A 25,170-nucleotide genomic window follows, 5' to 3' on the forward strand; every position below is an offset into this window, starting at 1 on the left:
TCCACGGCGTTACAACAGCTGGCAGCATACCGTCATGCATGGAAAAGGCGAAGCGTGATGCAGAGCATCATTCAAGTGCCGTGGCGCGTGGTGTGGGTGGGGTTTTGCATGCTGGTCTTGCTCGGGTGCACACGTGCTGCGCCCGAGCAACGTCTGCGCGCCACGCTGGAGCAGATGCATCAGGCAATCGAAGCGCGCCAGATCGGCGATGCAATGGCGCCGGTGGCCGAGGATTTTGTAGGTGAAAACGGGCTGGACGCCGCCGGATTACGGCGCTTGATGCAAGTGCAGATGTTGGGCAACCAACAGGTCGGCGTGACCATGGGGCCGGTCGATGTGGCACTGCGCGGCGATACGGCCACTGTGCGCTTTACCGCGTTGTTGACCGGCGGCAACGGGCATTGGGTGCCCGATCAGGCGCAGACCTATCAGGTCACCACCGGTTGGCGATTGCAGGGCAGCGACTGGCAGCTGTATCACGCGCAATGGGTGCCGGCAGCGCGTTGACCGCGCCGATGCGGTTGGATGCGGCTGGGCGCTTGATACGGCCGGACGCATGGCGCCAGTGCATGGATGGGGGGCGTCAGGCATTTGGCCGAAGCGGGGGCCGCCCGGTGATGGCGGTGCGTGGCGCTGAGGTAGCGGGTGGCGCATCCGGCTGGCCGCCGTTGGCTGGGTAATACGGCGTGTTGCCGCCTTCGTTTCCGCCACCCATCTTGGTGGTGGGATCGATGTCCATGGTGCCGGAGATGGCATGCTCGCCACCAACGGCGGGAAGGCCAGGTAATGCCGTTCGACGTCGGGATGCACGCGCCCTTTGTTCGCTACAGCGTAATCGCCGTTGTGCAAGAGGCCGGAAACGCCACTCCCGCCGAGCGTCGGGAGTGGGTTGCATCATTGCAGCGCGATGCGCGCTGCGGTCAGGCCGCCTTGCGGGCCGCCAACTGCCGCAGCACATACTGCAGCAGGCCGCCGTGCTTGAAGTACTCCACTTCCTTGGGTGTGAGCAGCAGCACCTTGACCTGGAACTGCTTGACGCTGCCATCGGACTTTTTCGCATTGACGGTGGCACGCCGGCTGGCACCGTCCTGCAGGCCGGTGATGTCCAGCACTTCCGAGCCATCCAGGCCGAGGCTCTGCGCGTTCTCGTTTTCCAGGAACTGCAGCGGCAGCACGCCCATGCCCACCAGGTTGGAGCGGTGGATGCGCTCGAAGCTCTCGGCGATCACGGCCTTGACCCCAAGCAGGTTGGTGCCCTTGGCCGCCCAGTCGCGCGAGGAGCCGGTGCCGTACTCCTTGCCGGCCAGCACCACCAGCGGCACGCCGTCGGCCTTGTACTTCATTGCGGCATCGTAGATGGCCAGCTTTTCGGGCTGGCCGCCGCCGGCTGGGTAGTACAGCGTGTTGCCGCCTTCTTCGCCGCCGAACATCAGGTTCTTGATGCGGATGTTGGCGAAGGTGCCGCGCACCATCACATCGTCGTTGCCGCGGCGGCTGCCATAGCTGTTGAAGTCGGCCGGCTGCACGCCGCGTTCCTGGAGGAAGCGGCCTGCCGGCGAATCCTTCTTGATGTTGCCGGCCGGCGAGATGTGGTCGGTGGTGATCGAGTCGCCGAACAGGCCCATGATGCGTGCACCGTGCACATCGTCCACGTTGCCGACCTGCATGGTCATGCCGTCGAAGTAGGGCGGGTTCTTGATGTAGGTCGACGCTTCGTCCCACGCGTAAAGCGCGCCATCGGGCGAGGCGATGGTGTTCCAGCGCGTGTCGCCCTTGAACACGTCGGCATAGTTCTGCTTGAACATTTCCGGGCCGACGGTGGCGGCGATGGTGTCGCCGATTTCCTTGTTGCTCGGCCAGATGTCGCGCAGGTAGACCGGTTGCCCGTCGCTGCCGGTGCCCAGCGGCTCGGTGGTCAGGTCGATGTCGGTGGTGCCGGCGATGGCATAGGCCACCACCAGCGGCGGCGAGGCCAGATAGTTCATCTTGACCTCGGGGTGCACGCGGCCTTCGAAGTTACGGTTGCCCGACAACACCGAGGTCACCACCAGATCATCCTTGGCGATGGCCGCAGACACGTCGTCCGGCAGCGGGCCGGAGTTGCCGATGCAGGTGGTGCAGCCGTAGCCGACCACGTAGAACCCGAGCTTTTCCAGGTCGGTGAGCACGCCCGCCTTTTCGAGATAGTCGGTGACCACGCGCGAGCCCGGCCCGAGCGAGGTCTTGACCCACGGCTGCGCCTTCAGCCCCTTGGCCGCCGCGTTGCGCGCAAGCAGGCCGGCGCCCAGCATCACTGCCGGATTGGAGGTGTTGGTGCATGAGGTGATCGCGGCGATGACCACCGAGCCATCGCGCAGCTGCCAACCGGCACCGCTGGCGTTGGCGCTTTCTGCCTGCGACGCCTTCGCACCGACGGCCGTGCCGCCGCCGCCTTCGTTCTTGAGGCGGTCTTCCTGCTTGAGATCGGCCAGCTTCTTGCTGCGCGCGTCGGCAAACGGCTTGAGGCTTTCGCGGTAGTTGGACTGCATGTCTTCCAGCAGCACCCGGTCCTGCGGGCGCTTGGGGCCGGCCAGCGACGGCTTGACCTGGCCCATGTCCAGTTCCAGCGTCGCGCTGTACCGGGCGGGTGGGGTGGCGGCGTCGTGCCACAGGCCCTGCGCCTTGGCATAGGCCTCGACCAACGCAATCTGCTCCTCGCTGCGGCCGGACAGGCGCAGGTAGGTCAGCGATTCTTCGTCGACCGGGAAGATGCCGCAGGTGGCGCCGTATTCCGGTGCCATGTTGCCGATGGTGGCGCGGTCGGCCAGCGGCAGGTGTTGCAGGCCGTCGCCATAGAACTCGACGAACTTGCCCACCACGCCGGCCTTGCGCAGCATCTGGGTGACCGTCAGCACCAGGTCGGTGGCAGTGGCGCCCTCGGGCAGCTTGCCGGTGAGCTTGAAGCCGACCACCTGCGGAATCAGCATCGAGGAGGGCTGGCCCAGCATCGCGGCCTCGGCCTCGATGCCGCCCACGCCCCAGCCCAGCACGCCGATGCCATTGATCATGGTGGTGTGGCTGTCGGTGCCGAACACGGTGTCGGGGTAGGCGACCAGCGTGCCGTCCTTGTCCGCGCTCATCACCACGCTGGCAAGATTTTCCAGATTGACCTGATGGACGATGCCGGTGTTGGGCGGCACCACCTTGAAGTTCTCGAACGCCTTCTGACCCCAGCGCAGGAAGCCGTAGCGTTCCTGGTTGCGCTGGAATTCGATCTTGCCGTTGAGGTCGAGCGCGTCCGGCTTGCCGAAGACATCGACCTGCACGGAGTGGTCGATGACCAGTTCGGAGGGAATCTGCGGGTTGATCTGGTCGGCGTTGCCGCCGAGCTTGACTACCGCATCGCGCATTGCGGCCAGGTCCACCACGCAGGGCACGCCGGTGAAATCCTGCAGCACCACGCGTGCGGGCATGAAGGCGATTTCGGTATCGGGCTCGGCAGTGGGGTCCCACTTGGCGACTGCTTCGATGTGGTCCTTGCCGACGGTCACGCCACCGTCTTCATGACGGAGCAGGTTCTCCAGCAGGATCTTCATCGAATAGGGCAGGTGGCCGATATCGAAGCGCTCGCCCAGCTTCGGCAGGCTGTAGTACGCGTAGTGCTTGCCGTGGACCTCAAGTGAGGTGCGAGTGGAAAAGGAATCGCGCATGCATCACTCCTATGGCATCGAAGGCTTTAGGTAGGCGCACATTCTGAGCGATTCAGTGTGTACGTACGGTGTGTCCAGGCCGATCTGCCAACTTGAGTAGGACAGCGCAAGTACGTATCATGTGTGCATACTTTCTGGAGCATGCTCATGGAAGCCACCGTTGCCGAACGTGGACAGATCACGCTGCCAAAGGCCGTGCGCGATGCCCTGGGCCTGACCAAGGGCACGACGTTGAAGATCGAACTCGACGGCGGGCGCATCATCTTGCGCAAGGATGTCAGCGAGGCGCTGCGCAAGGTGCGCGGCAAGTTCAAGCTGGTCGACGGCCTGACCAGCACCGACGAGGCCATGCGCGCCATCCGTGGCCGCGCCCCCGGAGACCCGTTCGACCCATGATCGCCCTGGATTCCTCGGTCCTGCTGGACATCCTGATCGGCGATCCGGTCTATGGCGAAGTGTCGGAGGTCTGCATCGGCGACGCCCTGGCGCGCGACGAAGTGGTGGTCTGCGATGCGGTGGTGGCCGAGGTGCTGGCCATGCTCGACACCCAGGTCGACCTGATGGAAACCCTGGCCTCGATCGGCGTGCGCTACGAAGCCACCCAGGAAGCGGCCGCAGTCCGCGCCGGCCATATGAACAAGCGCTTTCGCGCGCGCGGCGGCAAGCGTGAGCGGGTGGTGGCCGACTTCCTGATCGGCGCCCACGCCATGCTCCAGTGCGACGGGTTGATCACCCGCGACGAGGGCTTCTTCCGCGATTACTTCAAGGGTTTGAAGATCGTCGTTCCCAAACCCGCACCCTGATCCACGTTTCGCGCTTTATCACCTTCACCGCTGTTTTTTTTGGAGAACCCGCATGTTGGAAGCCTATCGCCACCACGTTGCAGAGCGCGCCGCGCTCGGTATCCCGCCGCTGCCGCTGACCGCGCAGCAGACCGCCGAGGTCATCGAGCTGCTCAAGGCGCCGCCTGCCGGCGAAGAGGAGTTCCTGGTCGAACTGCTCAGCCAGCGCGTACCGGCCGGCGTCGACGATGCCGCCAAGGTTAAGGCCTCGTACCTGGCCGCGGTGGCCTTCGGCACCGAGACCACCGCGCTGATCAGCCCGACCCGCGCCACCGAACTGCTCGGCACCATGCTGGGCGGCTACAACATCCAGCCGCTGATCGACCTGCTGGACAACGCCGCGCTGGGCGCTACCGCCGCCGAAGCGCTCAAGCACACCTTGCTGGTGTTCGATGCGTTCCACGACGTGCAGGAAAAGGCGCAAGCCGGCAACGCGCACGCCAAGGCGGTGCTGCAGAGCTGGGCCGATGCCGAGTGGTTCACCAGCAAGCCGGAAGTGCCGCAGAGCCTGACCGTCACCGTATTCAAGGTGCCGGGCGAAACCAATACCGACGACCTGTCGCCGGCGCCGGACGCGACCACCCGTCCGGACATCCCGCTGCATGCTCTGGCGATGTTGAAGAACAAGCGCGATGGCGCGGCGTTCGAGCCGGAAGAAGACGGCAAGCGCGGTCCGATCCAGGCCATTGCCGACCTCAAGGACAAGGGCCACCTGGTCGCCTACGTGGGCGACGTGGTCGGTACCGGTTCTTCGCGCAAGTCGGCGACCAACTCGGTGCTGTGGTGGACCGGCGAAGATATTCCGTACATCCCCAACAAGCGCTTCGGCGGCGTGTGCCTGGGTAGCAAGATCGCCCCGATCTTCTACAACACCATGGAAGACGCCGGCGCATTGCCGATCGAGCTGGACGTGTCGCAGATGGAGCATGGCGATGTGGTCGAGCTGCGTCCGTATGACGGCAAGGCGCTGAAGAACGGGCAGGTGATCGCCGAGTTCGCGATGAAGTCGGACGTGCTGTTCGACGAAGTGCGTGCCGGTGGCCGCATTCCGCTGATCGTCGGCCGTGGCCTGACTGCCAAGGCGCGCGAGTTCCTGGGCCTGCCGGCCTCGGACCTGTTCCGCCTGCCGATGGACCCGCCGGACACCGGCAAGGGTTTCTCGCTGGCGCAGAAGATGGTCGGCCGCGCCTGTGGCTTGCCGGAAGGCCAGGGCATGCGCCCGGGCACCTATTGCGAGCCGAAGATGACCTCGGTGGGCTCGCAGGACACCACTGGCCCGATGACCCGCGACGAGCTGAAGGACCTGGCCTGCCTGGGCTTCTCGGCCGACCTGGTGATGCAGTCGTTCTGCCACACCGCTGCCTACCCGAAGCCGGTGGACGTCAAGACCCACCACACGCTGCCGGAGTTCATCTCCACCCGTGGCGGCGTGTCGCTGCGTCCGGGCGACGGCGTGATCCACAGCTGGCTCAATCGCATGCTGCTGCCCGACACCGTGGGCACCGGCGGCGACTCGCACACGCGTTTCCCGATCGGCATCTCGTTCCCGGCCGGCTCCGGCCTGGTGGCGTTCGCAGCGGCCACCGGTGTGATGCCGCTGGACATGCCCGAGAGCGTGCTGGTGCGCTTCAAGGGTGAAATGCAGCCGGGCGTGACCTTGCGTGACCTGGTCAACGCGATCCCGCTGTACGCGATCAAGGACGGTCTGCTGACCGTGGCCAAGCAGGGCAAGAAGAACATCTTCTCCGGCCGCATCCTCGAAATCGAAGGTTTGCCGAACCTGAAGGTGGAGCAGGCGTTCGAATTGTCCGATGCCTCGGCCGAGCGTTCGGCGGCCGGCTGCACCGTGCACCTGGACAAGGCGCCGATCATCGAATACCTGACCAGCAACATCACCCTGCTGCGCTGGATGATTGCCGAGGGTTACGCCGATGCGCGCACGCTGGGCCGGCGCATCAAGAAGATGGAAGACTGGCTGGCCGACCCGCAGCTGCTGCAGCCCGATGCCGACGCCGAATACGCCGCGGTCATCGAGATCGACCTGGCCGATATCCATGAGCCGATCGTGGCGTGCCCGAACGACCCGGACGACGTGAAGACGCTGTCGGACGTGGCCGGTGCGGCGATCGACGAAGTGTTCATCGGTTCGTGCATGACCAACATCGGTCACTTCCGTGCCGCTGCCAAGTTGCTGGAAGGCAAGCGCGACATCCCGACCCGCCTGTGGGTGGCACCGCCGACCAAGATGGACGCTTCGGAGCTGACCAAGGAAGGCCATTACGGCACCTTCGGCGCGGCCGGCGCGCGCATGGAAATGCCCGGCTGCTCGCTGTGCATGGGCAACCAGGCGCAGGCACGCGAGGGCGCCACGGTGTTCTCCACCTCCACGCGTAACTTCCCCAACCGGTTGGGCCGCAATACCAATGTGTACCTGGGCTCGGCGGAACTGGCGGCAATCTGCTCGCGCCTGGGCCGCATTCCGACCAAGGAGGAGTACATGGCCGATGTGGGCGTGATCAAGACCAGTGGCGAGCAGATCTATCGCTACATGAACTTCGATCAGATCCAGGAGTATCAGAACGTGGCAGAGACCGTCGCCGCCTGATTCCTCCAGCAGGTTTGTTACCCCCGAAATGCCCGGCACTGCCGGGCATTTCGCTTTTCGGGCAATGGCTTCGCGTTGTGGTCACGATGCCCGGCGTTAAAGCAAATACCAGCTGACTGGATTGTGGCATTGCAACAAAAATCTGAAGTGGGCAGGTCTAGAGTCCCGCCGCTCCACCACTGCCCGTTGATGCCCATGCCCACTTGCACAATCTCCGGTCAAACCCTGCATTACACGCAACATGGCCGCGGTTTCCCGGTCTTGCTTGGCCACAGTTATCTTTGGGACGCTGCGATGTGGGAGCCGCAGATCCAGGCACTATCGCAGCACTACCAGGTCATCGTTCCCGAGCTGTGGGGACACGGGCAGTCAGGCCCGTTGCCGCACGGCACGCAGCAGATCGGCGATCTTGCCCGGCACATGCTGGCCCTGCTGGACACACTGAAGTTGCCGCAGTGCGCGGTGGTCGGCCTGTCGGTGGGCGGCATGTGGGCCGCCGAGCTTGCCCTGATGGCGCCGGAGCGCGTGCGCAGCCTGGTGTTGATGGACACCTTCCTGGGTGCCGAGCCAGCCGCCACGCGTGCGCGCTATTTCGGCTTGCTTGATGCGATCGACACGGCCGGGCAGGTGACGCCTGCGCTGATCGAGGCGATCGTTCCGATCTTCTTCCGCCCCGGCATCGATCTGGGATCGGCATTGCCGGCCGCCTTTGCGCAGCGTCTGGCGGCGATGTCGGCCGAGCAGTTGCGCGCGTCGGTCGTGCCACTGGGCCGGCTGATCTTCGGTCGAGCCGATCGACTGGATGCCCTGTCTGGACTGGATCCGGCCAACACGTTCCTGCTCGGTGGCGCCGAGGACATTCCGCGCCCGCCCGAAGAGGTGTGGATGATGGCCGAGGCCATCTGCTGCGATTACGAGCTGATCCCGGACGCAGGCCATATCGCCTCGCTGGAAAACCCGGCCTTCGTCAATGCGCAGTTGCTGGGCTGGTTGAAGCGGACGGTAGCCGAGGCCGAGGTGGAATTAATGCGTGTGGGATGAGGCAGGGGCCTCGCCTGACTTAGATGAGGGACGTGGTTACTTCGCAATTGCTCAATTTTGCGGACAGGAGAGGAGCTTGAGGCACTCTCTTTCGCAGGGAGGACTCTCGCAGCGGAGGAGCTCAAAGCGCTCTCTCGTAGGAGAGGGCTGAAGCGCTGCAGATGTCAGGCTGATGTTTCCCTTCTCCCGTCGGGACATTGTCCTCCCTTCTGGAGGAGACGGTGCCCGCAGGGCGCATGAGGGTAGGGCGTCGGCGCCATGCGTGGTCGGCCGTACCCTCACCCCAACCCCTCTCCCGCTGGGAGAGGGGCTTGAAGCATTCTCTCGTAGGCTAGGGGCGCGAAGCGCTCTCTCTTAGGAGAGGGCTGAAGCGCTGCAGTTGTCAGGATGATGTTTCGCTTTTCCACCGGGATCTTTGTTCTCCTTTGTGGAGGAGAGGGTGCCCGCAGGGGGGGATGATAATTCGGGCGCGGCCACGTGCTGTTTGACGTGTGATTGGCTTCGCCACCGTACCCTCACCCCAACCCCTCTCCCGCTGGGAGAGGGGCTTGAAGCACTGTCTCGCAGACGAGGGGCTTGAAGCACTTTCTCGCAGGCGGGGAGCTTGAGGCGCTTTCGGGGGAGCGCTTGCGTTGCTCTCCGCATGAGGGGGCGCATGACTTGCCACGTCGTGGCCCGCCTTTCCTGGATGGAACGGAGTTCGAAGCTGTGATCGTGCGGCGGTTGCGTTTACGGTTGCGTGCCCAGCCAGGCTTCCAGTGCCGGGGCCGGTAGGGGCCGCGAGAACAGGTAGCCCTGCAGCACCTCGCAGCCCAGGTCGGCCAGGAACAGGCGCTGCGCTTCGTTTTCCACACCTTCGGCGACCACGTGCTTGCGCAGGTGCTCGCCGATGCGCAGCACGGAGGTGGTGAGCGCGCGCGCGTCCTCGCTGTGTTCGATGTCGCGCACGAAGCTCATGTCCAATTTGAGTTCGTCGATCGGCAGGCGATGCAGGTGGCTCAGGCTGGAATAGCCGGTGCCGAAATCGTCCAGCGACAGCGAGATGCCGGCTTCGCGAATGGCGTGCAGGTTTTCCAGCACGCCTGGTTGCCCGGACAGCATCACGCTTTCGGTCAGTTCCAGGGTCAGGTCGGAGGGTTGTACGCCCATCTCGGCGATGAGCCGGAGCAGGTCCGACAGCATCCGCGGACTTTCGAAACCGCTCGCCGACAGGTTCACCGACACGCGTGCGACCGGCACGCCACGCTGGCGCCAGTCGGCAACCTGCTGGCACGCGCTGCGCAGGACCCATGCGTTGATCTGCGGCATCATGCCTTGCTCTTCGGCCACGGGCAGGAACCGCGCCGGCGAGACTGCGCCCAACTGCGGATGATTCCAGCGCAGCAGCGCTTCCACGCCATAGAGCGTGTGCGGGGCGGCGCTGTGCATCTGCGGTTGGTAGTGCAGTTGCAGCTGATTGCGGTCGATGGCCTGGCGCAGTTCTGCTTCCAGCGCAACGCGTTCTTGCGCCATGCGGTTCATGTCTGAACTGAAGAAACGAAAGCGCCCGCCGCCTTCCTTCTTGGCGCGATTCATCGCCAAGTCGGCATGGCGCAGCAGGATATTGATGTCCTGCCCATCTTCGGGAAACATCGCCACGCCGATACTGGCCGAGGGATGCACGGTCATATGGCCGACCGGCAGCGGGCTGGCGATGCTGACCAGCAACCGCTCGGCGGCGGCGCTGGCCTGCTCTGCGCTGCATTGCGGCAGCGCGAGCGCGAACTCGTCGCCGGACAGTCGCGCCAGCATTGCCGTGGCGGTGACCTGCTCATTGACGCGCAAGGCGATATCGCGCAACAGGCCATCGCCTGCGGCGTGACCCTGGCTATCGTTGATGAGCTTGAAGCGGTCGATGTTGATGAACATCAACGCGGCCGGTTCGCCCGCGTATTCGGCCTGCGTCAGCGCCTGCTCGGCGCGGGCGCTGAACATGATGCGGTTGGGAAGGCCCGTGAGCGTGTCGTAGAACGCCAGTTGATGCACGCGCTGGCGGATCTGCTCGCGTTCCAGCGCCAAGGTGCACAGCTGCTGGCACAAATCGGTGAGCCGCATATGCCAGGCATCGGCACGTTGCGGCTTGCGGTAGTACAGCGCAAAGGTGCCGAGCACGCGCGCGCTGTTGGAGCGGATCGGTGTGCTCCAGCAGGCACGCAGCCCCCATGGCAAGAGCGTGTCTCGATACGGCTCGAACAAGGGGTCGGTGGCGATGTCTTCCACCATCACCGCGCGACCGCGCCAGGCCGCGGTGCCGCAGGCGCCTGTGCCCGGGCCGATCTTCAAGCCGTTGACCGCATCGGCGTATTCGGGCGGCAGGCTGGGCGCAGCCAGCGAATGCAGGCGACCTTGATTGTCCGCACTCATCACCGTGGCCAGCACGTCCGGTGCGATGCGTTCGACCTCGGTGCAAATCAGGGTCATCACCTCGATCAACGGGCGTTCCTGCACCAAGGCCTCCAGCACGCGGTGCTGCAATACCTCGTGCATCTTGGTGTCGGTGATGTCGGTCAATACCGCCACGTAATGCGAGGGAGCATTGTTGGTGTCGTAGATCGGGTTGAAGTTGAGCGAGATCCACAGCGGAGTGCCGTCCTTGCGATAGACCAGCAAGTCGGCACGCGTGTGCTGCAAGGCGTCTGCGCGATCGCGAACGCGGGCAACCTCGTTTTGGTCGCTTTGCGCGCGGGTCAAGACATCGGAGGGACGCAGACCGACCAGCTCGGCTTCGGTGTAGCCGAACATGCGCTGGAAGCCGTCGTTGGCGTACAGCAGCCGCGATTGCAGGTCGCAGATAAGGATGGCGCTGCTACTGCCATCGAGTGCTTCTGCGAGCAGGCGCGCACGGCGCTGCTCGGGTTGCTCGCCGTCCTTGGCCATGCCGGCGGTGACCGGGCCGGGCCTGATCGGCACCGCGCTTGGTACGTTGGCATGGATCGGCTCGGACGTCAGCGGCGTGCGGTCCATCGCTGCATCCACGCCAGCGCCCGCCGCGCTTCCTGGAGGAAGCGTTGGGTTGGTCGGGTGCGAGGGATGCGCGACCATGCCGGGTCAGCGCGCCTGCGCCGACAATGCGAGCAAGCGCTCGGCCACGCGGTCCAACGGCACCACTTCCTGTGCGGCGCCAAGTTTGTACGCTGCACCTGGCATGCCCCAGACCACGCTGCTGGCTTCGTCCTGCACCAGTGTCGGCGCGCCGGCCTGCAGCATTTCCAGCAGGCCGCGCGCGCCGTCGTCGCCCATGCCGGTGAGGATGGCGCCCACCGCATTCGGCCCGGCATTGGCGGCAACGGAACGAAACAGCACGTCCACTGCCGGCTTGTGGCGATTGACCGGCGGACCATCGTCGATGCGGCAGCGCCAACGCGCACCGTCGCGAATGATGCGCAGATGCTGGCCACCCGGCGGTAGATACGCATGACCCGGCAGGATCGCCTCGCCATCGGTGGCTTCGCGCACCGACATGGCCGAATGGCGGTTGAGGCGCTCGGCGAATGCGGTGCTGAAGCTGGCGGGCAGATGCTGGGTCATCACCACCGCGGGCGCATCGGCAGGCATGTGTTCGAGCACCACGCGCAGCGCTTCGGTCCCGCCGGCCGAGGCGCCGATGGCGATCAGGCGGTCGGTGGTGCGAAAGCGCAGCGCGCTGCCGGCCACCGGTGCCGATTGCATATCCAGCGTGACTTTGGGCGCGCTCGGGCGATTGAGTGCGCTGACCTTGGCTTTGGCGGCCATCTTGACCTTGCTGACGATCTCTTCGGCATAGCCTTCCAGCCCGCGTGCGACGTCGATCTTGGGCTTGGACACGAAGTCCACGGCGCCCAGCGACAGGGCCTGCAAGGTGGTGTCGGCGCCGCGCTCGGTCAGCGACGAAATCATCACCACCGGGGTGGGGCGCAGGCGCATCAGGTTTTCCAGAAACACCAGGCCGTCCATGCGCGGCATTTCCACATCCAGCGTAATGACGTCCGGATTGAGGCGCTTGATCTTTTCGCGCGCCAGCAACGGGTCGGCGGCCGAGCCGACCACTTCGATGCCGGCGTCGCGCGACAAGATTTCGGTGAGCATCTGACGCACGACCGCCGAATCGTCGACGATCAATACACGCACAGGAGTTTCCAACGTCATTCGAACAACTCCACTCCACCGGTAACCGGTGCTTTGGACAGACGGGCGCGCACGGCCGATTCGGTGGCGGCGACTTCGGCTTCGTGCGCGTGCGGCAAACGCTGCACGACGACGCGGCCAGTCGTCGCGAAGAACCATACCTTGCGCGGATGGATGCCACACAGATCTTCAGCGATGATGGGAATATGTTCGGCCTGCAGGTACTGGCGCACGAACTCGGCGTTGCGGGTGCCGACCGGGTTGCTAGTGAAGCCCTTCAGCACGTTGGCGCCGCCAAAGACCTTGGCTTCGATGCGTTTGCGGTGCGCGCCGCGCTTGAGCATGTCGTTGATCAGCAGCTCCATGGCATAACTGCCGTAGCGCGTGGGTGCGCCATCGCCGACCTGGCCTTCGGGCAACAGAAAGTGGTTCATGCCACCGATCTTGAGCACCGGGTCGCGCAGGCAGGCTGCAACGCACGATCCCAAGGTGGTCGTCAACGCGGTGTCGTCGTCCACCACCAGGTATTGGGTGGGCAGCAGTTTGGCGGCAATGGTCTGGAACCGCGAATCGCGGTAGCGCATGACGTCGTCGACTTGCACGGCAGTACTCATGCTCAGGCTCCTGCGCGCGGTGCGCGCCGATACAGCGTGCGCCCGCACGGCTGGATCAGGTCGGCCGCGTGCAGGTAATTCTCCGAGTGCCCGGTGTAGAGCAAACCGTCCTCGCCCATGTGGCTGACCAGGCGCGACAGGATGCCGCGCTGGGTGGGCTTGTCGAAGTAGATCATCACGTTGCGGCAGAACAGTGCCGCATACGGACCGCCGACGTCGTAACGCGGCGCCAGCAGATTCAACTGGCGGTATTCGATGAGCTGGCGCAGCGCCGGAATGACCCGGCATTTGCCTTCGTTGGGGCCGCTGCCGCGCTGGAAGTACTTGCGCTTGATCGCCGTATCCAGCGAGGCGACGCGGTCGATGGCATAGACGCCGCGCGATGCGGTTTCCAGGACCTGGGTGTCGACGTCGGTGGCCACGATGCTCACCGGCGGGGTCAGCGTGCCGAAGGCTTCGCAGGCGGTGATGGCGATGGAGTAGGGCTCCTCGCCGGTGGAGGCGGCGCACGACCAGATCTTCAACGGCGCCTGCGAGGCGCGCTTTTGCAGTTCTTCGCGCAGCTTGTCGAAATGGTGCGGCTCGCGGAAGAACGAGGTCAGGTTGGTGGTCAGCGCATTGGTGAACGCCTGCCATTCTTCTTCATCGTTGCCGGCTTCGAGCCGGTCGAGGTAATCGCGGAACGAGCGCAGGCCGAGCACGCGCAGACGACGCGACAGGCGGCCATACACCATGTCGCGCTTGGCTGGCGCCAATGCGATGCCGACACGCTGGTAGATCAGGTCGCAGACGCGCTTGAAGTCGCGGTCGCCGAAATCAAATTCGCGTGTGTCTGAAGCGGGAATCGTAGTCGTCATATCCATACGCGTCGTGAGCTATAACCGGATATCGGCCACGGAGCCGCGCAACTGAAGCGCCAATGCGTGGATTGGAAGCGGTTGGGTTCGCTGGCGCGTGCGATGGGGGCGGCGGCTGGTGGTGGGCCGCTCAGAGGGCAAGGACGACCGCCAGGTGTTCCGGCATCTACCTACGGGGATCACCCCAGGTGCCTGGCCCAAATGCACAACGCCCCGGCAATGCCGGGGCGTTGGGTGACAGCGGTGAATCAGAACTCTTGCCAGTTACCGTCGGCCAGCGCGGCCTGGGATTTGGCTGGCCGCGACGCGCTTGCGGCTGCGCGTGCCACCGGCTTGGCGGCGCTTTTCACCGCAACCGGGCGTGAGGCGATCGGCCGGACGCGCGCACTCTGCGGCGCCTGCGTCGCCGAGTCGTCCAGCTTGAACACCGACACCGCTTCGGCCAGATGACCTGCCTGCTCTTCCATCGAGCGGGCGGCGGCAGTGGCTTCTTCCACCAGCGCGGCGTTCTGCTGGGTGGTTTCGTCCATCTGGGTGATGGTCTGGTTGACCTGCTCGATCCCGGACGACTGCTCCTGCGAAGCGGCAGAGATCTCGCCCATGATGTCGGTCACGCGCTGCACGCTGGCCACGATGTCGGCCATGGTGGCGCCCGCCTTGCGCACCAGTGCCGAGCCTTCGGCCACCTTGTGCACGGAGTCGTCGATCAGGCCCTTGATCTCCTTCGCCGCACCGGCCGAACGCTGGGCCAGCGTGCGCACCTCGGAGGCCACCACGGCAAAACCGCGACCCTGTTCGCCGGCACGTGCCGCTTCCACTGCTGCATTCAACGCCAGGATGTTGGTCTGGAACGCGATGCCATCGATGACGCTGATGATGTCGGCGATCTTCTTGGACGAGGCTTCGATGCCGGACATGGTGGTGACCACCTGCGACACCACTTCACCGCCTTGCGAGGCAACGCCGGTGGCGCCGATGGCAAGCTGGTTGGCCTGACGGGCGCTTTCGGCATTCTGCTTGACGGTGGAGGTGAGCTCCTCCATCGAGGCGGCGGTTTCTTCCAGGTTGGCGGCCTGCTGCTCGGTGCGGTGCGACAGGTCGCTGTTGCCCGACGCGATTTCGCCAGCGGCCGAATTGATCGCAGTGGACGACAGCTTGATGCGTCCGACGATGTCGGCCAGCTGCTCGGCGGTGGCATTGGCATCGTCACGCATCTGCGCGAACACGCCGCTGAACTCGCCATGCATGCGCACGGTCAGGTCGCCGCGCGACAGTGCGGACAGCAGGGTCGAAATCTGCTCCAGGCTGCCTGCATTGGCATCCAGCAAGCCGTTGAGCTGCTGCGCCAGCTGCAGGAAGAAGCCCTGCTTGCCGTCGGTTTCCACACGCCCGCTCATGTCGCCGCTGGCGGCGGCGCGCACGATGCGGGCCACTTCTTCTTCCACCTGCACTTCGATGGTGCGGTCGCGCCATTCGCAGACTTCGCCGCTGGTCTCGCCCTGTTCGTTCTTGATGGAGGTGACGGTCTGCGCCAGCACCACTTCGCCAAAACGCTCTTCGAAGCTGGTGACGCCATCGCGTTCCAGTGCGGCAATGGCCTTGCGCACGGTCGCATCCGACAAACCCAGGTAGCTGATGTGCTGGCCGATGACCTTGCTCGCGTCGAATTCGGGCGATGCCAGGCGGATGCTGCTTTCGTACTGCGCCACGATCTTCTTGAAGGCGTCGTTGGCGTAGATCATCACGCGCTTGGGATCGGTGATGAAGGTGCCGGTCGAGGACTTGTCCAGCGCGGTGCGGATGCGCAGGTTTTCGTCGGCAATCTCCTGGTCGCGTTCGATGCGTTCCTTCAGGTCGCGCTGCATGCGCTGCATGGAGCGCATCAATTCGCCTACTTCGTCCTGGCCCTGCACGTTGATCTGGCCGTCCAGCTTGCCGCCGGCAATTTCGGTGGCCGTGGTGACCGCACCGCGCATGCTCTTGACGATGGAACGGGCGAACAGGAAGGCCAGGCCCAGGCCGCCGGCGATGCCGATCAACAGCACCACCAGGGTCAGCGTGACGGAGGTGGCGTGGACCTTTTCGGCCTTGGTCTTGGCAGCCTGCGCGAGCAGGTTGTCTTCGGCAATCAAGGCAGCCAGCGAATCCTTGGCCTTGTTATGCAGGGTACGGGTCTCGCCGACGAAGGTGTCGATGGCGTCGTCGGGCAGGTTCAGCTCCATCATTTCGTCGACGCTGGCATAGGAGGCCGACGCCTTCTTCCAGTCCGCCACGAACACGTCGAACAGCTTCTTCTGTTGCGGGCTTTCGATCAGGCGCGGGTAGCCCTTGATGGTGGCTTCGATCTCGCCATTGAGCCTCTTGGCGCGGACCTTGGCTTCCTGCTTGACCGAGTCGCTGGCGCGCACCAGGTTCTGGTAGGCCGCATTCCGGTATTCGCCGAGCATGCCGCGCAGATCGCCTGCCTCGCGCACGCTGGACATGGTGTTGCCGGCCAGGTCGCGGGTGACGTTATTGAGCGAGGCCAGACCCGAATAGGCGATGACGCCCTGGACGAGCATGATCAGCAGCACGATGCCGAACGCCAGCATCAGCTTGGGCATCAGTTTCAGATTGTTGATCCATTGCATTGACACGATTCCCCGTAGAAGTCAGTTCGCATAGCCGCAACAGCACATCGCCACGCGCGAGGGCGTGGCGATGTGCGAAGCGATTACTTGATGGTGGCGAGCTTCAGGCTGGCCGGGGAGCTGACTTCGATTTCGGCGCGCGAACTGTCGCGCTGGATCTTGCCCAGGACGCAGACGTCCTTACCTTCGAGCGTTTCCGGGGCGAAGCTGAACTTGCCGCGGTTGGCGCCGTCGATGCGTGCGGAGAAGGTGTGGCGCGGGAACATGCCGCCCATGTACAGGAAGGTGGGTTCGCCTTCAGAGCTCTGCGCGTACTTGGCCTTTTCGACCTTGCCGCACACCATGCCGTCCTTGCCGACGAAGCGCGTCGCCATTTCCGGCGGAATCATTTCCTGCGACTGGGCCGACAGCGTGGGAGCAACGATCACGAGAGCAGCGACGGGGAGGAGCGAGAGCAGGAACTTCATAGGATTCTCCAGAAATCAAAAGTCGAACGGTGACCCGTTGTGTGGACGCGGGCTTCATTCAGCTATCGGCTAGCCGCCGTTCAACTTGAATCCGGAAAACGTGATTTTTATCTCAGTTCTATCGAGTGGTGCGTCGCGTGTCGGGAGCATCCCGACACGCGATGGTCGTAGATGCGGTTGCACAGACGCGTTGCGGCCGCCGGAGCGGTGCAGTGGGTGCAGGAACATGCCACATACGCCCAAAAGCGGCTACCGAAACGGAGCAAATCAGCCATCAGGTGGGCGGGGGGCGCAGAAGCCGGAGTGCACGCATGCGACATCGGGATTCAGGGCGCCGACCGCGCGCCTTCTGGCGGCTTGGCAGTCGTTTGGTAGCCGCGTGTCGTAGACGGCGGCTCCTGCATTCCTCTACACCTCTCCGGCGACCGCAGGCGAGGCAACGCAGCCGTTTGAATCAGGCGGCTTCTTCTACCAGCTGCTGACCCAGCTCGGTGCTGTCGAGCAAGGTTTCGATATCCAGCAGGATCAACATGCGATCGTCCTGGGTGCCGATACCGGAGATGAAGCGGGTGTCGACCGATGCACCGAACTCGGGGGTGGGGCGGATCTGGTCGTCGTTGAGCGGAATCACGTCGGACACGCTGTCCACGACGATGCCCACCACGCGGTCTTCGACGTTGAGCACGATCATCACGGTGAAGGCGTCGTAGCGCGCCTCTTTCAGGCGCAGCTTCAGGCGCAGGTCGATCACCGGCACGATGGTGCCGCGCAGGTTGATCACGCCCTTGATGTAATCCGGCGCGTCGGGCAGGCGGGTGACCGAATCGTAGCCGCGGATTTCCTGCACTTTCAGGATATCCACGCCGTAGTGTTCTTCGCCCAGGGCGAAGCTGAGGAATTCACCACCGGTGCCGGTGGCAGTGCTTTTGTCGTTCATGGAAACTCCGGGCGTTGCGGCTAAGTGTCAGGTTAGGCAGGACTGCGGCAGCAGAGACGGATGCGGGATGCCCTAGCAACATCGGCGGGGTAGGCGGCAACTTTAGGTGCCGGCCCCGCGTGGTAGATGAGGGTTCAGAACACGCCGCTCTTGCGCGCATTGCGCTGGCGGTCGACACGGAAAATGTAGCGCTGGATGGTTTCGTCGGCGCCGCGCGGCAGGTCGCTGAACTGCATGCCGATCCGGAAGCCTTCGCTGCCGTTGGGCAGGGTCTGCTTGTGCTGGCTGCATACCGTCAGCGGCAGCGTGATCGGGGCGGTGTCGGGCAATTGCAGGATGCAGTTGCGGTAGGTGCGTTGCGGTTCGAGCAAGGGCATGCCGTCGGTGAGCGACACCGCCAGGCCGCCGCTGCTGATGTCGATCACGCGCAGCTGCAGGTTGAACTCGTTTCCCTGCGCGGCTTCCTGGCGGATGGTGCAGACGGGCGAATCGGTGATCGGCGTTTCCAGCCGGTACGATTCGCGCCGCTGCATGTGGTACATCGCAGCAGGCAGGTCGACGCGGAAGGCGACGTGGATGTCGCGCTCGATCCGTTCGGCCTTTTCCAGGCGGAAGCGGATGTTCACCCGTTCCAGTTGGGCGTAGCACAGCAGGTATTTGGCGCCTTCGATGGCGCGGTTGGAGGCGTCGTTATGGCTGCCGTCCAGGATCACGCAGTCGTCGTCTTCGTCCACTTCCAGCACGGCGGTGGGCACGGCCATGTCGCGGCCGGCCACATGCATGGTCACGATGGCGCGTTGGTCGAGCAGCTGGCGCAGCAATCCACGGATCTGCCGCTTGTTGCGCAGCAGGTAGCGCTCGTCACCTTCGGCGAGGTGATCGGCGTCGTGGTCCAGCTCTGAGGTATCGCCTTGGGACATGGGCACAAGCACAGTGGAAGCGGGAAGGCGCCTGGCGGGTTGTCCTGGCGTCGCCTTGATATCGGCGGCAACGCCAAATCTTTAAGGCGGCTGACGAAACTCGTCTGCGTGCTCCGCGAGCGTGTGCGGGCAAGTGCCAGTCGCGTTGGTCGGTGTGCGGCGTTTCGACAAGCGACCAGCAGGCCACGGACGCGGTCCGCGTTGTTCAGCCGCGCCACCAGACAGCTGTGTGGGGCGGTGTCCTCGCTGCCTGCGGGACCGATGGACGGGTCTACGGCGCCTGCGGCGAGCGGTGCGCCCACGACGTCTTCGCGCTTGCTGCAAGGCCCTTGCCCGCCCACCATCGCAGGACACGCTGCAAGTACGTCCATGTCAGCTCCCTGGCGGCATGCATGCCGCCAAGGGTCCCGCGACGGTGGGCAGGCAAGGACCATTCGCCTTGGTCGGTGTGCAGGGGTTTCAAGGCAGCCAACATCCGCCGACGCGGTGTTCCTCGCTCGTCAACACACCGCCAGCCAGCGCTTTGGTGCGGTGTCCTGGCCGCTTGCGCGATCGTTGGCGGCATGGATGCCGCCATCGAGCCCCATGGATGGCTTCACGGCGTATCCCGCGGGCGGCGAGGGCACCGCGCCCTCACCGCTGTGAATAGGCTGCAATGCGTCGCCGTTGCCGTCTCAGCTGTAGGCGTGGCGTGCGTTGGCCAGCAAGGTGCTCAGGCGGTCCTGCGGCTCCAGGCGGAACACTGCGACCGCATCGACCAGCTGCGCGGCCTGGTCTTCCATCGAGCGTGCGGCGGCGGTGGCTTCTTCCACCAGCGCAGCGTTCTGCTGGGTGGTTTCGTCCATCTGGGTCACGGTCTGGTTGACCTGGGTGATGCCTGCGGCCTGTTCGCGCGAAGCGCTGGTGATTTCGCCCATGATGTCGGTGACGCGCTGCACCGAGGTCACCACCTGCTGCATGGTGCTGCCGGCTTCGGAAGCCAGTGCCGCACCGTTGCCGATGCGGGTCACCGAGTCTTCGATCAGGTGCTTGATCTCCTTGGCTGCGCCGGCCGAGCGCTGTGCCAGCGTGCGGACCTCCGAGGCCACCACGGCAAAGCCACGGCCCTGCTCGCCGGCGCGCGCCGCTTCCACCGCCGCGTTCAATGCGAGGATATTGGTCTGGAAGGCGATGCCGTCGATGACGCTGATGATCTCGGCAATCTTTTTCGACGAGGCGTCGATGTCGGCCATGGTGGTGACCACGCGGTTCACCACGTCGCCGCCCTTTGCCGCGACACCGGCAGCATCCAGCACCAGACGATTGGCCTGGTCGGCATTGTCGGCATTCTGCTTGACGGTGGCAGTGAGTTCTTCCATGGAGGCTGCGGTTTCCTCCAGCGCGGCCGCCTGCTGTTCGGTGCGACGCGACAGGTCGCCGTTGCCGGTGGCGATTTCGGTGGCGGCCGAATTGATCGTCAGCGAGGAGTCCTTGATACGACGCACGATGCCGGCCAGCTGGTCGGCGGTGGCGTTGGCGTCGTCGCGGATGGTGGCGAAGACGCCCTGCAGCGCGCCGTCCATGCGTGCGGTCAAGTCGCCTTGCGACAGCGAGGAGAGCAGGGCGGAGACGCGCGACAGGCCGTCGGCGTTGTTGTCCAGCAGCGTGTTGAGCTGTTGGGCCAGCAGCAACAGGAAGCCCTGCTTGCCGCGCACGTCGATCCGCTCGCTGAGGTCGCCGGCCGCGGCGGCTTCCACCACGTGCGCGACTTCCTGTTCCACCTGCACTTCCTGGGTACGGTCGCTCCATTCGACCACGTAGCCCATGCGCTCGCCGTTGGCAGCCACGACCGGGCTGACCACTTCCTGCACGATGCGGCCGCCGATTTCGATCTGTGCGGTGTGCGCGTTCTTGAGTTGATCCAGCAGGCGTGCGTGCTCGGGATTGCGATGGAACTGGTCGATGCGGGTATTGCCCAGTGCGGTGGCATCGAAATCGGGCAGGTCGTGCCGCAGGACGTCCTGCATTTCCGACAGCATGCGTTGCAGCGGGCGATTGACGTAGATGATGCGGCGCTCGGCGTCGGCGATCATCACATTGGTGCTGACGTCGTCCAAGGCGGTGCGCACGCGCAGTGCTTCGCTGGCGATCAGGTGGTCGCGTTCCAGGCGCGCGCGCAGGTCATCGCGCATGGTGCGCGCGTTGAGCAGCAGGCGGCCGAGTTCGTCATGCCGGTCGATTTCAATCGGGTTGTCCAGGCGGCCGGCCGCCACGTCGCCAAGCACGCGTTCCACTGCCAGCAACGGGCGGGTGACCATCTTGCGCGCGGCAATGAACACCACCGCGATGCACAGTGCAAGCACCACCAACGAGAACAGCAGCATGCTGCCCATCAGTGCATCCAGCGGGCCGTCGATGGCGCTGCGCGGCTGCGCGCCGATCACCGCCCACTGCCACGGCGCGTAACGCTGTGCGGTGACTTCGAACGCCTGGCTGGCGCCCTTGGCATCGCGCAGCTGCAGGTTGGCGCTGGGCTGCTTGCCGTCCAGCACCGCCTGCAACAGGGCCTGCTGTTCGGCCGGCACCAGTGCCGCCAACGTGGCCGGGGTGCCGGCCGGGGCCGCAATGATCTGGCCCTGGTGATCGCCCGGCGCCATGTCGACGATGACGAAATAGCCGTCCTGGCCCAGTTTGGTGGTGCTGACCTGGGCCTTGAGCGCGGCCAGGCCTTGGGTGTAGTTGCGCCCGACGAACAGCGCACCGATGACCTCGCCGGCGGCATCGCGCAGCGGCTGGTAATGGGTCATGTATTGCTCGCCGAACAGCTGCGCCTGGCCGGTGAAGCTCTTGCCCTGCGAGAGGGCGGCGTAGGCCTTGCCCTTGCGATCGAGCAGGGTGCCGATGACACGTTCGTTCTGCTTGTTACGCAGCGAGGTGGTGATGCGCACGAAGTCGTCGCCGGTACGGGCGAAGATCGTGGCAACGCCGCCGGTCGCCTTGGCAAAGCGGTCCACGGCGTCGAAATTGAGGTTCAAGGCCTGCTTGCCGGCACGCAGCGACGGGGTGTTCTGTTCGCCGATGGTGACCGTGCTGGCGCTATCGAGTTCGCGCGCCCCGGCCGGGAGCATGTCGTCGAACACGCTGCCCAAACGTTGGGTGCCTTCGCTGAGGGTGACGTCGTACATCGCCACCGACTGCTGCATCAGCCGGGTGCTGGAGCGCAGCTCGGCCTTGACCTGCGATTCGATATCGCCAGCGGACTGGCGGTAGATGGTCAGGGCCAACAGACCCAGCGAGATGGCAATGACCAGCGTGAGCAGTGCGGAGAGCCGCGTACCGACCGAGAGGCGGTTGAAGGAATGCATGAGGAATCGACCTTGCACGGGGGAGGGCGTTACGAATGCGTGAGCTTGGTAGCGGCCGTTTATGCTCGAAATTGATTGTTGCCGTTGAAATCAGCACAAAATTGGGCGTTTCATTCAGTAATCAGTGGCTGAAAGCGGTTTCACAACGCTCGCTTGATCGCTAGCGATTGTAAATATCGGGTGAAATTTGGAGTGCCCACGAGGGGAGCAACCGGTTGCGTCAGGCGGGCGAAAAGCACGCCTTGCTGCCGCCCGATCGCAGCGAAATCTTGGCCAGCCAATACGATGGCTACGCAGCCGCCGAGCGCTTGCAGCCGGAGTCGGAGTTCGCACCTATCCTCGGTGTCGACGCAACGTTCTGCCTGAAGATCGTGCGTGCGGTTTGTGTGTCGTGCCCGGGACGACACCAAAAAAAGGGCCGCTTCCCCTCGCAAGGGAAACGGCCCACAAGATCTGCGGAGCGCGGATCAAAGGCTCTCGAAACGTGTGCGTTGCTGGACAACGGTGTTGCGTGAAACGCGCATCGGCAGCTGCGATCGGGCGACGATGCGCAAGGCGGCCGGTTGCACTACAGGGACCAAACACGATCCCGGTGTCTGTGCCGGTCGCCCGCCACTGCCGGCGACCGGTGGGCTCCGGCGCCGCCGCTTAAAACTCCTGCCAATTGCCATCGCCAACGGTCGACGTGGTTGCACTGACTGCCACGCGCTGCGGTGTCGCCGCGGCCACGGCGGCACGTGCGACCGGGCGCGCTGCCGGCCGCTGGTGGCGCGCGGCGCCGGCGATGGCCGATAACCTGCGTGCCACCGGCGCGTTCGCATCGACCTTGAAGACCGCCACCGCTTCGGTGAGTTGCTGTGCCTGTTCTTCCATCGCGCGCGCGGCGGCAGTGGCTTCTTCCACCAGGGCCGCGTTCTGTTGGGTGGCTTCATCCATCTGCGTCACGGTGAGGTTGACCTGTTCGATGCCGGCCGATTGCTCCTGCGAGGCGGCGGAAATTTCGCCCATGATGTCGGTGACGCGCTGCACCGACGAGACGATTTCGGCCATGGTGCGGCCCGCCTGGTCCACCAGCTGCGAGCCGTCGGTGACGCGCTGCACCGAGTCGCCGATCAGATCCTTGATCTCCTTGGCGGCGGCCGAGGAACGCTGCGCCAGCGTGCGCACTTCACTGGCCACCACGGCAAAGCCGCGGCCTTGCTCGCCGGCACGTGCCGCTTCCACTGCCGCATTCAAGGCCAGGATCTTGGTCTGGAAGGCGATGCCGTCGATGACGCTGATGATGTCGGCGATCTTCTTCGACGAAGCCTGGATGCCAGCCATGGTGTCGACGACCTTGCCGACGACCTCGCCGCCTTGCGAGGCCACGCTGGCCGCACCGATCGCCAGTTGATTGGCCTGGCGTGCACCTTCGGCATTCTGCTTCACGGTCGAGGTGAGCTCTTCCATCGAGGCCGCGGTTTCTTCCAGGTTGGCGGCCTGCTGTTCGGTACGCTGCGACAGGTCGTTGTTGCCGGCGGCAATTTCGCTGGCAGCCGCATTGATCGAGACGGCCGAGGTCTGGATGTGCCCGACGATACCGGCCAGTTGCGTGACCGTGGCATTGGCATCGTCGCGCATCTGCGCGAACACGCCCTGGAATTGTCCATCCATACGCGCAGTGAGATCGCCCGCAGCAATGGCCTGCAACATGCCCGACAACGCCTGCAGGCTGCCATCGGCAGTGGCCATCAGCTGGTTGAGGCTCGCGACCATAATGCGGAAGTCGTACTGGAACTGCGCTGCGTCGCCGCGTGCACTGAAGTCGCCGGCCGCAGCGGCCTGCGCCAGCTGCTTGATCTGCCGATTCATCGCGGCCAGGTTGTGTTTGACCTGCGCCATGGTCTGAGTGAGTTTGGCCTGTTCGCCGGGCAGGGCGTCCATGTCGTCGCTGAGGTCGCCGATCGCATAGCGGCCCATGATCTGCGCCAGGCGCGCGGTGACCTGGATGTGGCTGTCGACCAGTGCATTGGTGTCGCCGGCCATGCGGCCGTAGTCGCCCGGAAACGTGCCGGCATCCATGCGAAAGCTCACCTGGCCGGCATCGTGGCGCTTGGCCATGTCCAGCTGGGCGGTGATCAGGTTGCGCACCCGCGACTGCATCGTGTCCATGGCCTGCAACAGACGGCCGGTTTCGTCGCCGGCATCGCTATGCACGGCGTTATCGAGCTTGCCCTCGGCAATCGCTTCGGCGGCGCGGGTGGCGCGGCTGAGTGGCCGGGTGAGGCTGCGGGTGATCAGCAAGCCCAGCGTGCCGCTCAGCATTACCACCAGCAGCGAACCGCCGACCAGCAACTTGCGCGAATCGTCCATCGACTGCAGCGCCACTTCGGCTGCTTCGGAGGCGAGCTTGTCCTGAAGGGCAATGTTCTCGCCGATCTTGTCCTGCCATTTCTGCATCGCAGGTGCGGCCTGGGTGAGCATCAGCGGCAATGCTTCATCGCTGTGGCCAGACATCACCAGGTCGACGACCTTGTTGTTCAAGTCGCGCACGGGCTGCCCGAGGCGGTCGATCTCGGTACGGATGCCGATGCCCTGCGGCGAAGACGGAATGGCATACAGCGCATCGTGCGCCTTCGCGTAGTCGGCGCGTGCCTGCTTGATGGATGCGATGAATTTCAGATTGTCTTCGTTGCTGGTCGGCAACACGACGTTGCGTAGCTCCGCGGCGATGACGTAGTTGGCATTCATCATGTCGTTGGAGAGGCGGATCTTGGTCATGTTCTGGTGCACCAGGGCATCCACCAGCGCACGTGCAGAGGTCAGCCCGCGATAGCCGATGAAGGCGATGAACCCGGACAGCAGGATCAGCACGGTAAAGGCGGCAGCCAGGCGTGGCCCGACATTGAAGCGCAGCAAAAGAGAGGTCATGAAAATCGCTCGGCTTTAAAAGGTGGAATGCGGTTGCGCTGGCAGGCTGGGAAGATCCATTGCGCCCACTTTGCGTGTCGGCAAAGCAGCGTTATCGGCGCTGCCTGCAATCGATCGCGTGAGCCCTGACGCTTGATACAGCTGGTCTCGGCAATCGGCACGGCAGTCGTT

16 protein-coding genes and 1 pseudogene are annotated in these 25,170 nt (G+C 64.6%); 5 read left to right on the forward strand and 12 right to left on the reverse strand.

Annotated features, from left to right (window positions below):
• Positions 1-57: 57 nt before the first annotated feature.
• The gene (locus FLG15_RS09355; protein ID WP_057677667.1) at positions 58-507 is read left to right on the forward strand and encodes a hypothetical protein; all 450 of its coding nucleotides are present in this window, start codon (positions 58-60) and stop codon (positions 505-507) included.
• A gap of 38 nt (positions 508-545) precedes the next feature.
• On the opposite strand, the pseudogene FLG15_RS09360 reads toward FLG15_RS09355, so the two are convergent.
• Positions 546-739: pseudogene (locus FLG15_RS09360) on the reverse strand (hypothetical protein); the annotation flags it as partial.
• 181 nt (positions 740-920) lie between these two features.
• On the reverse strand, positions 921-3,689 hold the full coding sequence (gene acnA / locus FLG15_RS09365; RefSeq protein ID WP_057677668.1) for an aconitate hydratase AcnA: 2,769 nt from the start codon (positions 3,687-3,689) through the stop codon (positions 921-923).
• A 147-nt stretch (positions 3,690-3,836) separates the two neighbouring features.
• Here acnA and FLG15_RS09370 point away from each other — a divergent pair, with 147 nt between their 5' ends.
• From FLG15_RS09370 to FLG15_RS09385, 4 genes are all read left to right on the forward strand, one after another.
• Entirely contained in the window at positions 3,837-4,085 is a 249-nt protein-coding gene (locus FLG15_RS09370) for an AbrB/MazE/SpoVT family DNA-binding domain-containing protein (RefSeq protein WP_016903180.1), read from the forward strand.
• Positions 4,082-4,492, forward strand: a complete 411-nt coding sequence (locus FLG15_RS09375; RefSeq protein WP_017155271.1) for a type II toxin-antitoxin system VapC family toxin — start codon at positions 4,082-4,084, stop codon at positions 4,490-4,492. Before FLG15_RS09370 ends, FLG15_RS09375 begins: the two co-directional genes overlap by 4 nt.
• A gap of 52 nt (positions 4,493-4,544) precedes the next feature.
• Complete coding sequence (gene acnB / locus FLG15_RS09380) at positions 4,545-7,136, forward strand: bifunctional aconitate hydratase 2/2-methylisocitrate dehydratase (RefSeq protein WP_057677669.1); 2,592 nt, start codon at positions 4,545-4,547, stop codon at positions 7,134-7,136.
• Between the two features lie 195 nt (positions 7,137-7,331).
• Positions 7,332-8,177, forward strand: a complete 846-nt coding sequence (locus FLG15_RS09385; protein ID WP_150145923.1) for an alpha/beta fold hydrolase — start codon at positions 7,332-7,334, stop codon at positions 8,175-8,177.
• Positions 8,178-8,906: 729 nt separating this feature from the next.
• On the opposite strand, the gene FLG15_RS09390 is transcribed toward FLG15_RS09385, so the two are convergent.
• From FLG15_RS09390 to FLG15_RS09440, 10 genes are all read right to left on the reverse strand, one after another.
• Positions 8,907-11,192 carry an EAL domain-containing protein gene (locus tag FLG15_RS09390; RefSeq protein WP_150145926.1) on the reverse strand — a complete coding sequence of 762 codons (2,286 nt, stop codon included), beginning with the start codon at positions 11,190-11,192 and terminating at the stop codon, positions 8,907-8,909.
• A 72-nt stretch (positions 11,193-11,264) separates the two neighbouring features.
• On the reverse strand, positions 11,265-12,341 hold the full coding sequence (locus FLG15_RS09395) for a protein-glutamate methylesterase/protein-glutamine glutaminase (RefSeq protein WP_003486327.1): 1,077 nt from the start codon (positions 12,339-12,341) through the stop codon (positions 11,265-11,267).
• Entirely contained in the window at positions 12,338-12,934 is a 597-nt protein-coding gene (gene cheD / locus FLG15_RS09400) for a chemoreceptor glutamine deamidase CheD (protein ID WP_003486330.1), read from the reverse strand. The genes FLG15_RS09395 and cheD overlap by 4 nt, the downstream gene beginning before the upstream one ends.
• Before the next feature lie 2 nt (positions 12,935-12,936).
• Positions 12,937-13,797 carry a CheR family methyltransferase gene (locus tag FLG15_RS09405; protein ID WP_057679014.1) on the reverse strand — a complete coding sequence of 287 codons (861 nt, stop codon included), beginning with the start codon at positions 13,795-13,797 and terminating at the stop codon, positions 12,937-12,939.
• 242 nt (positions 13,798-14,039) lie between these two features.
• A complete protein-coding gene (locus tag FLG15_RS09410) occupies positions 14,040-16,421 on the reverse strand; it encodes a methyl-accepting chemotaxis protein (RefSeq protein WP_209228134.1) in 2,382 nt (793 codons plus the stop codon).
• A gap of 83 nt (positions 16,422-16,504) precedes the next feature.
• Complete coding sequence (locus FLG15_RS09415; protein ID WP_003486337.1) at positions 16,505-16,888, reverse strand: hypothetical protein; 384 nt, start codon at positions 16,886-16,888, stop codon at positions 16,505-16,507.
• A gap of 454 nt (positions 16,889-17,342) precedes the next feature.
• Positions 17,343-17,825, reverse strand: coding sequence for a chemotaxis protein CheW (locus FLG15_RS09420; RefSeq protein WP_003486339.1), 483 nt, complete (start codon positions 17,823-17,825; stop codon positions 17,343-17,345).
• A gap of 134 nt (positions 17,826-17,959) precedes the next feature.
• Positions 17,960-18,745, reverse strand: coding sequence for a flagellar brake protein (locus FLG15_RS09425; protein WP_007963584.1), 786 nt, complete (start codon positions 18,743-18,745; stop codon positions 17,960-17,962).
• 674 nt (positions 18,746-19,419) lie between these two features.
• Positions 19,420-22,089 (reverse strand): methyl-accepting chemotaxis protein, encoded by a 2,670-nt coding sequence (locus tag FLG15_RS09435; protein WP_150145931.1) that lies wholly within the window; start codon positions 22,087-22,089, stop codon positions 19,420-19,422.
• A 648-nt stretch (positions 22,090-22,737) separates the two neighbouring features.
• The gene (locus tag FLG15_RS09440; RefSeq protein ID WP_057687147.1) at positions 22,738-24,999 is read right to left on the reverse strand and encodes a methyl-accepting chemotaxis protein; all 2,262 of its coding nucleotides are present in this window, start codon (positions 24,997-24,999) and stop codon (positions 22,738-22,740) included.
• Positions 25,000-25,170 lie beyond the last annotated feature (171 nt).

The organism is Xanthomonas phaseoli pv. dieffenbachiae, from assembly GCF_008639345.1.
In the GTDB taxonomy this organism is placed as follows: domain Bacteria; phylum Pseudomonadota; class Gammaproteobacteria; order Xanthomonadales; family Xanthomonadaceae; genus Xanthomonas; species Xanthomonas phaseoli.

What these genes read in the sequence shown, in the direction of transcription:
- FLG15_RS09420 (WP_003486339.1), bottom strand. Translation starts at nt 17,825, where the DNA reads ATGAACGACAAAAGCACTGCCACCGGCACCGGTGGTGAATTCCTCAGC.
- FLG15_RS09415 (WP_003486337.1), bottom strand. Translation starts at nt 16,888, where the DNA reads ATGAAGTTCCTGCTCTCGCTCCTCCCCGTCGCTGCTCTCGTGATCGTT.
- cheD (WP_003486330.1), bottom strand. Translation starts at nt 12,934, where the DNA reads ATGAGTACTGCCGTGCAAGTCGACGACGTCATGCGCTACCGCGATTCG.
- FLG15_RS09385 (WP_150145923.1), top strand. Translation starts at nt 7,332, where the DNA reads ATGCCCACTTGCACAATCTCCGGTCAAACCCTGCATTACACGCAACAT.
- FLG15_RS09395 (WP_003486327.1), bottom strand. Translation starts at nt 12,341, where the DNA reads ATGACGTTGGAAACTCCTGTGCGTGTATTGATCGTCGACGATTCGGCG.
- acnB (WP_057677669.1), top strand. Translation starts at nt 4,545, where the DNA reads ATGTTGGAAGCCTATCGCCACCACGTTGCAGAGCGCGCCGCGCTCGGT.
- FLG15_RS09370 (WP_016903180.1), top strand. Translation starts at nt 3,837, where the DNA reads ATGGAAGCCACCGTTGCCGAACGTGGACAGATCACGCTGCCAAAGGCC.
- FLG15_RS09425 (WP_007963584.1), bottom strand. Translation starts at nt 18,745, where the DNA reads ATGTCCCAAGGCGATACCTCAGAGCTGGACCACGACGCCGATCACCTC.
- FLG15_RS09405 (WP_057679014.1), bottom strand. Translation starts at nt 13,797, where the DNA reads ATGGATATGACGACTACGATTCCCGCTTCAGACACACGCGAATTTGAT.
- acnA (WP_057677668.1), bottom strand. Translation starts at nt 3,689, where the DNA reads ATGCGCGATTCCTTTTCCACTCGCACCTCACTTGAGGTCCACGGCAAG.
- FLG15_RS09410 (WP_209228134.1), bottom strand. Translation starts at nt 16,421, where the DNA reads ATGCAATGGATCAACAATCTGAAACTGATGCCCAAGCTGATGCTGGCG.
- FLG15_RS09435 (WP_150145931.1), bottom strand. Translation starts at nt 22,089, where the DNA reads ATGCATTCCTTCAACCGCCTCTCGGTCGGTACGCGGCTCTCCGCACTG.
- FLG15_RS09375 (WP_017155271.1), top strand. Translation starts at nt 4,082, where the DNA reads ATGATCGCCCTGGATTCCTCGGTCCTGCTGGACATCCTGATCGGCGAT.
- FLG15_RS09440 (WP_057687147.1), bottom strand. Translation starts at nt 24,999, where the DNA reads ATGACCTCTCTTTTGCTGCGCTTCAATGTCGGGCCACGCCTGGCTGCC.
- FLG15_RS09355 (WP_057677667.1), top strand. Translation starts at nt 58, where the DNA reads ATGCAGAGCATCATTCAAGTGCCGTGGCGCGTGGTGTGGGTGGGGTTT.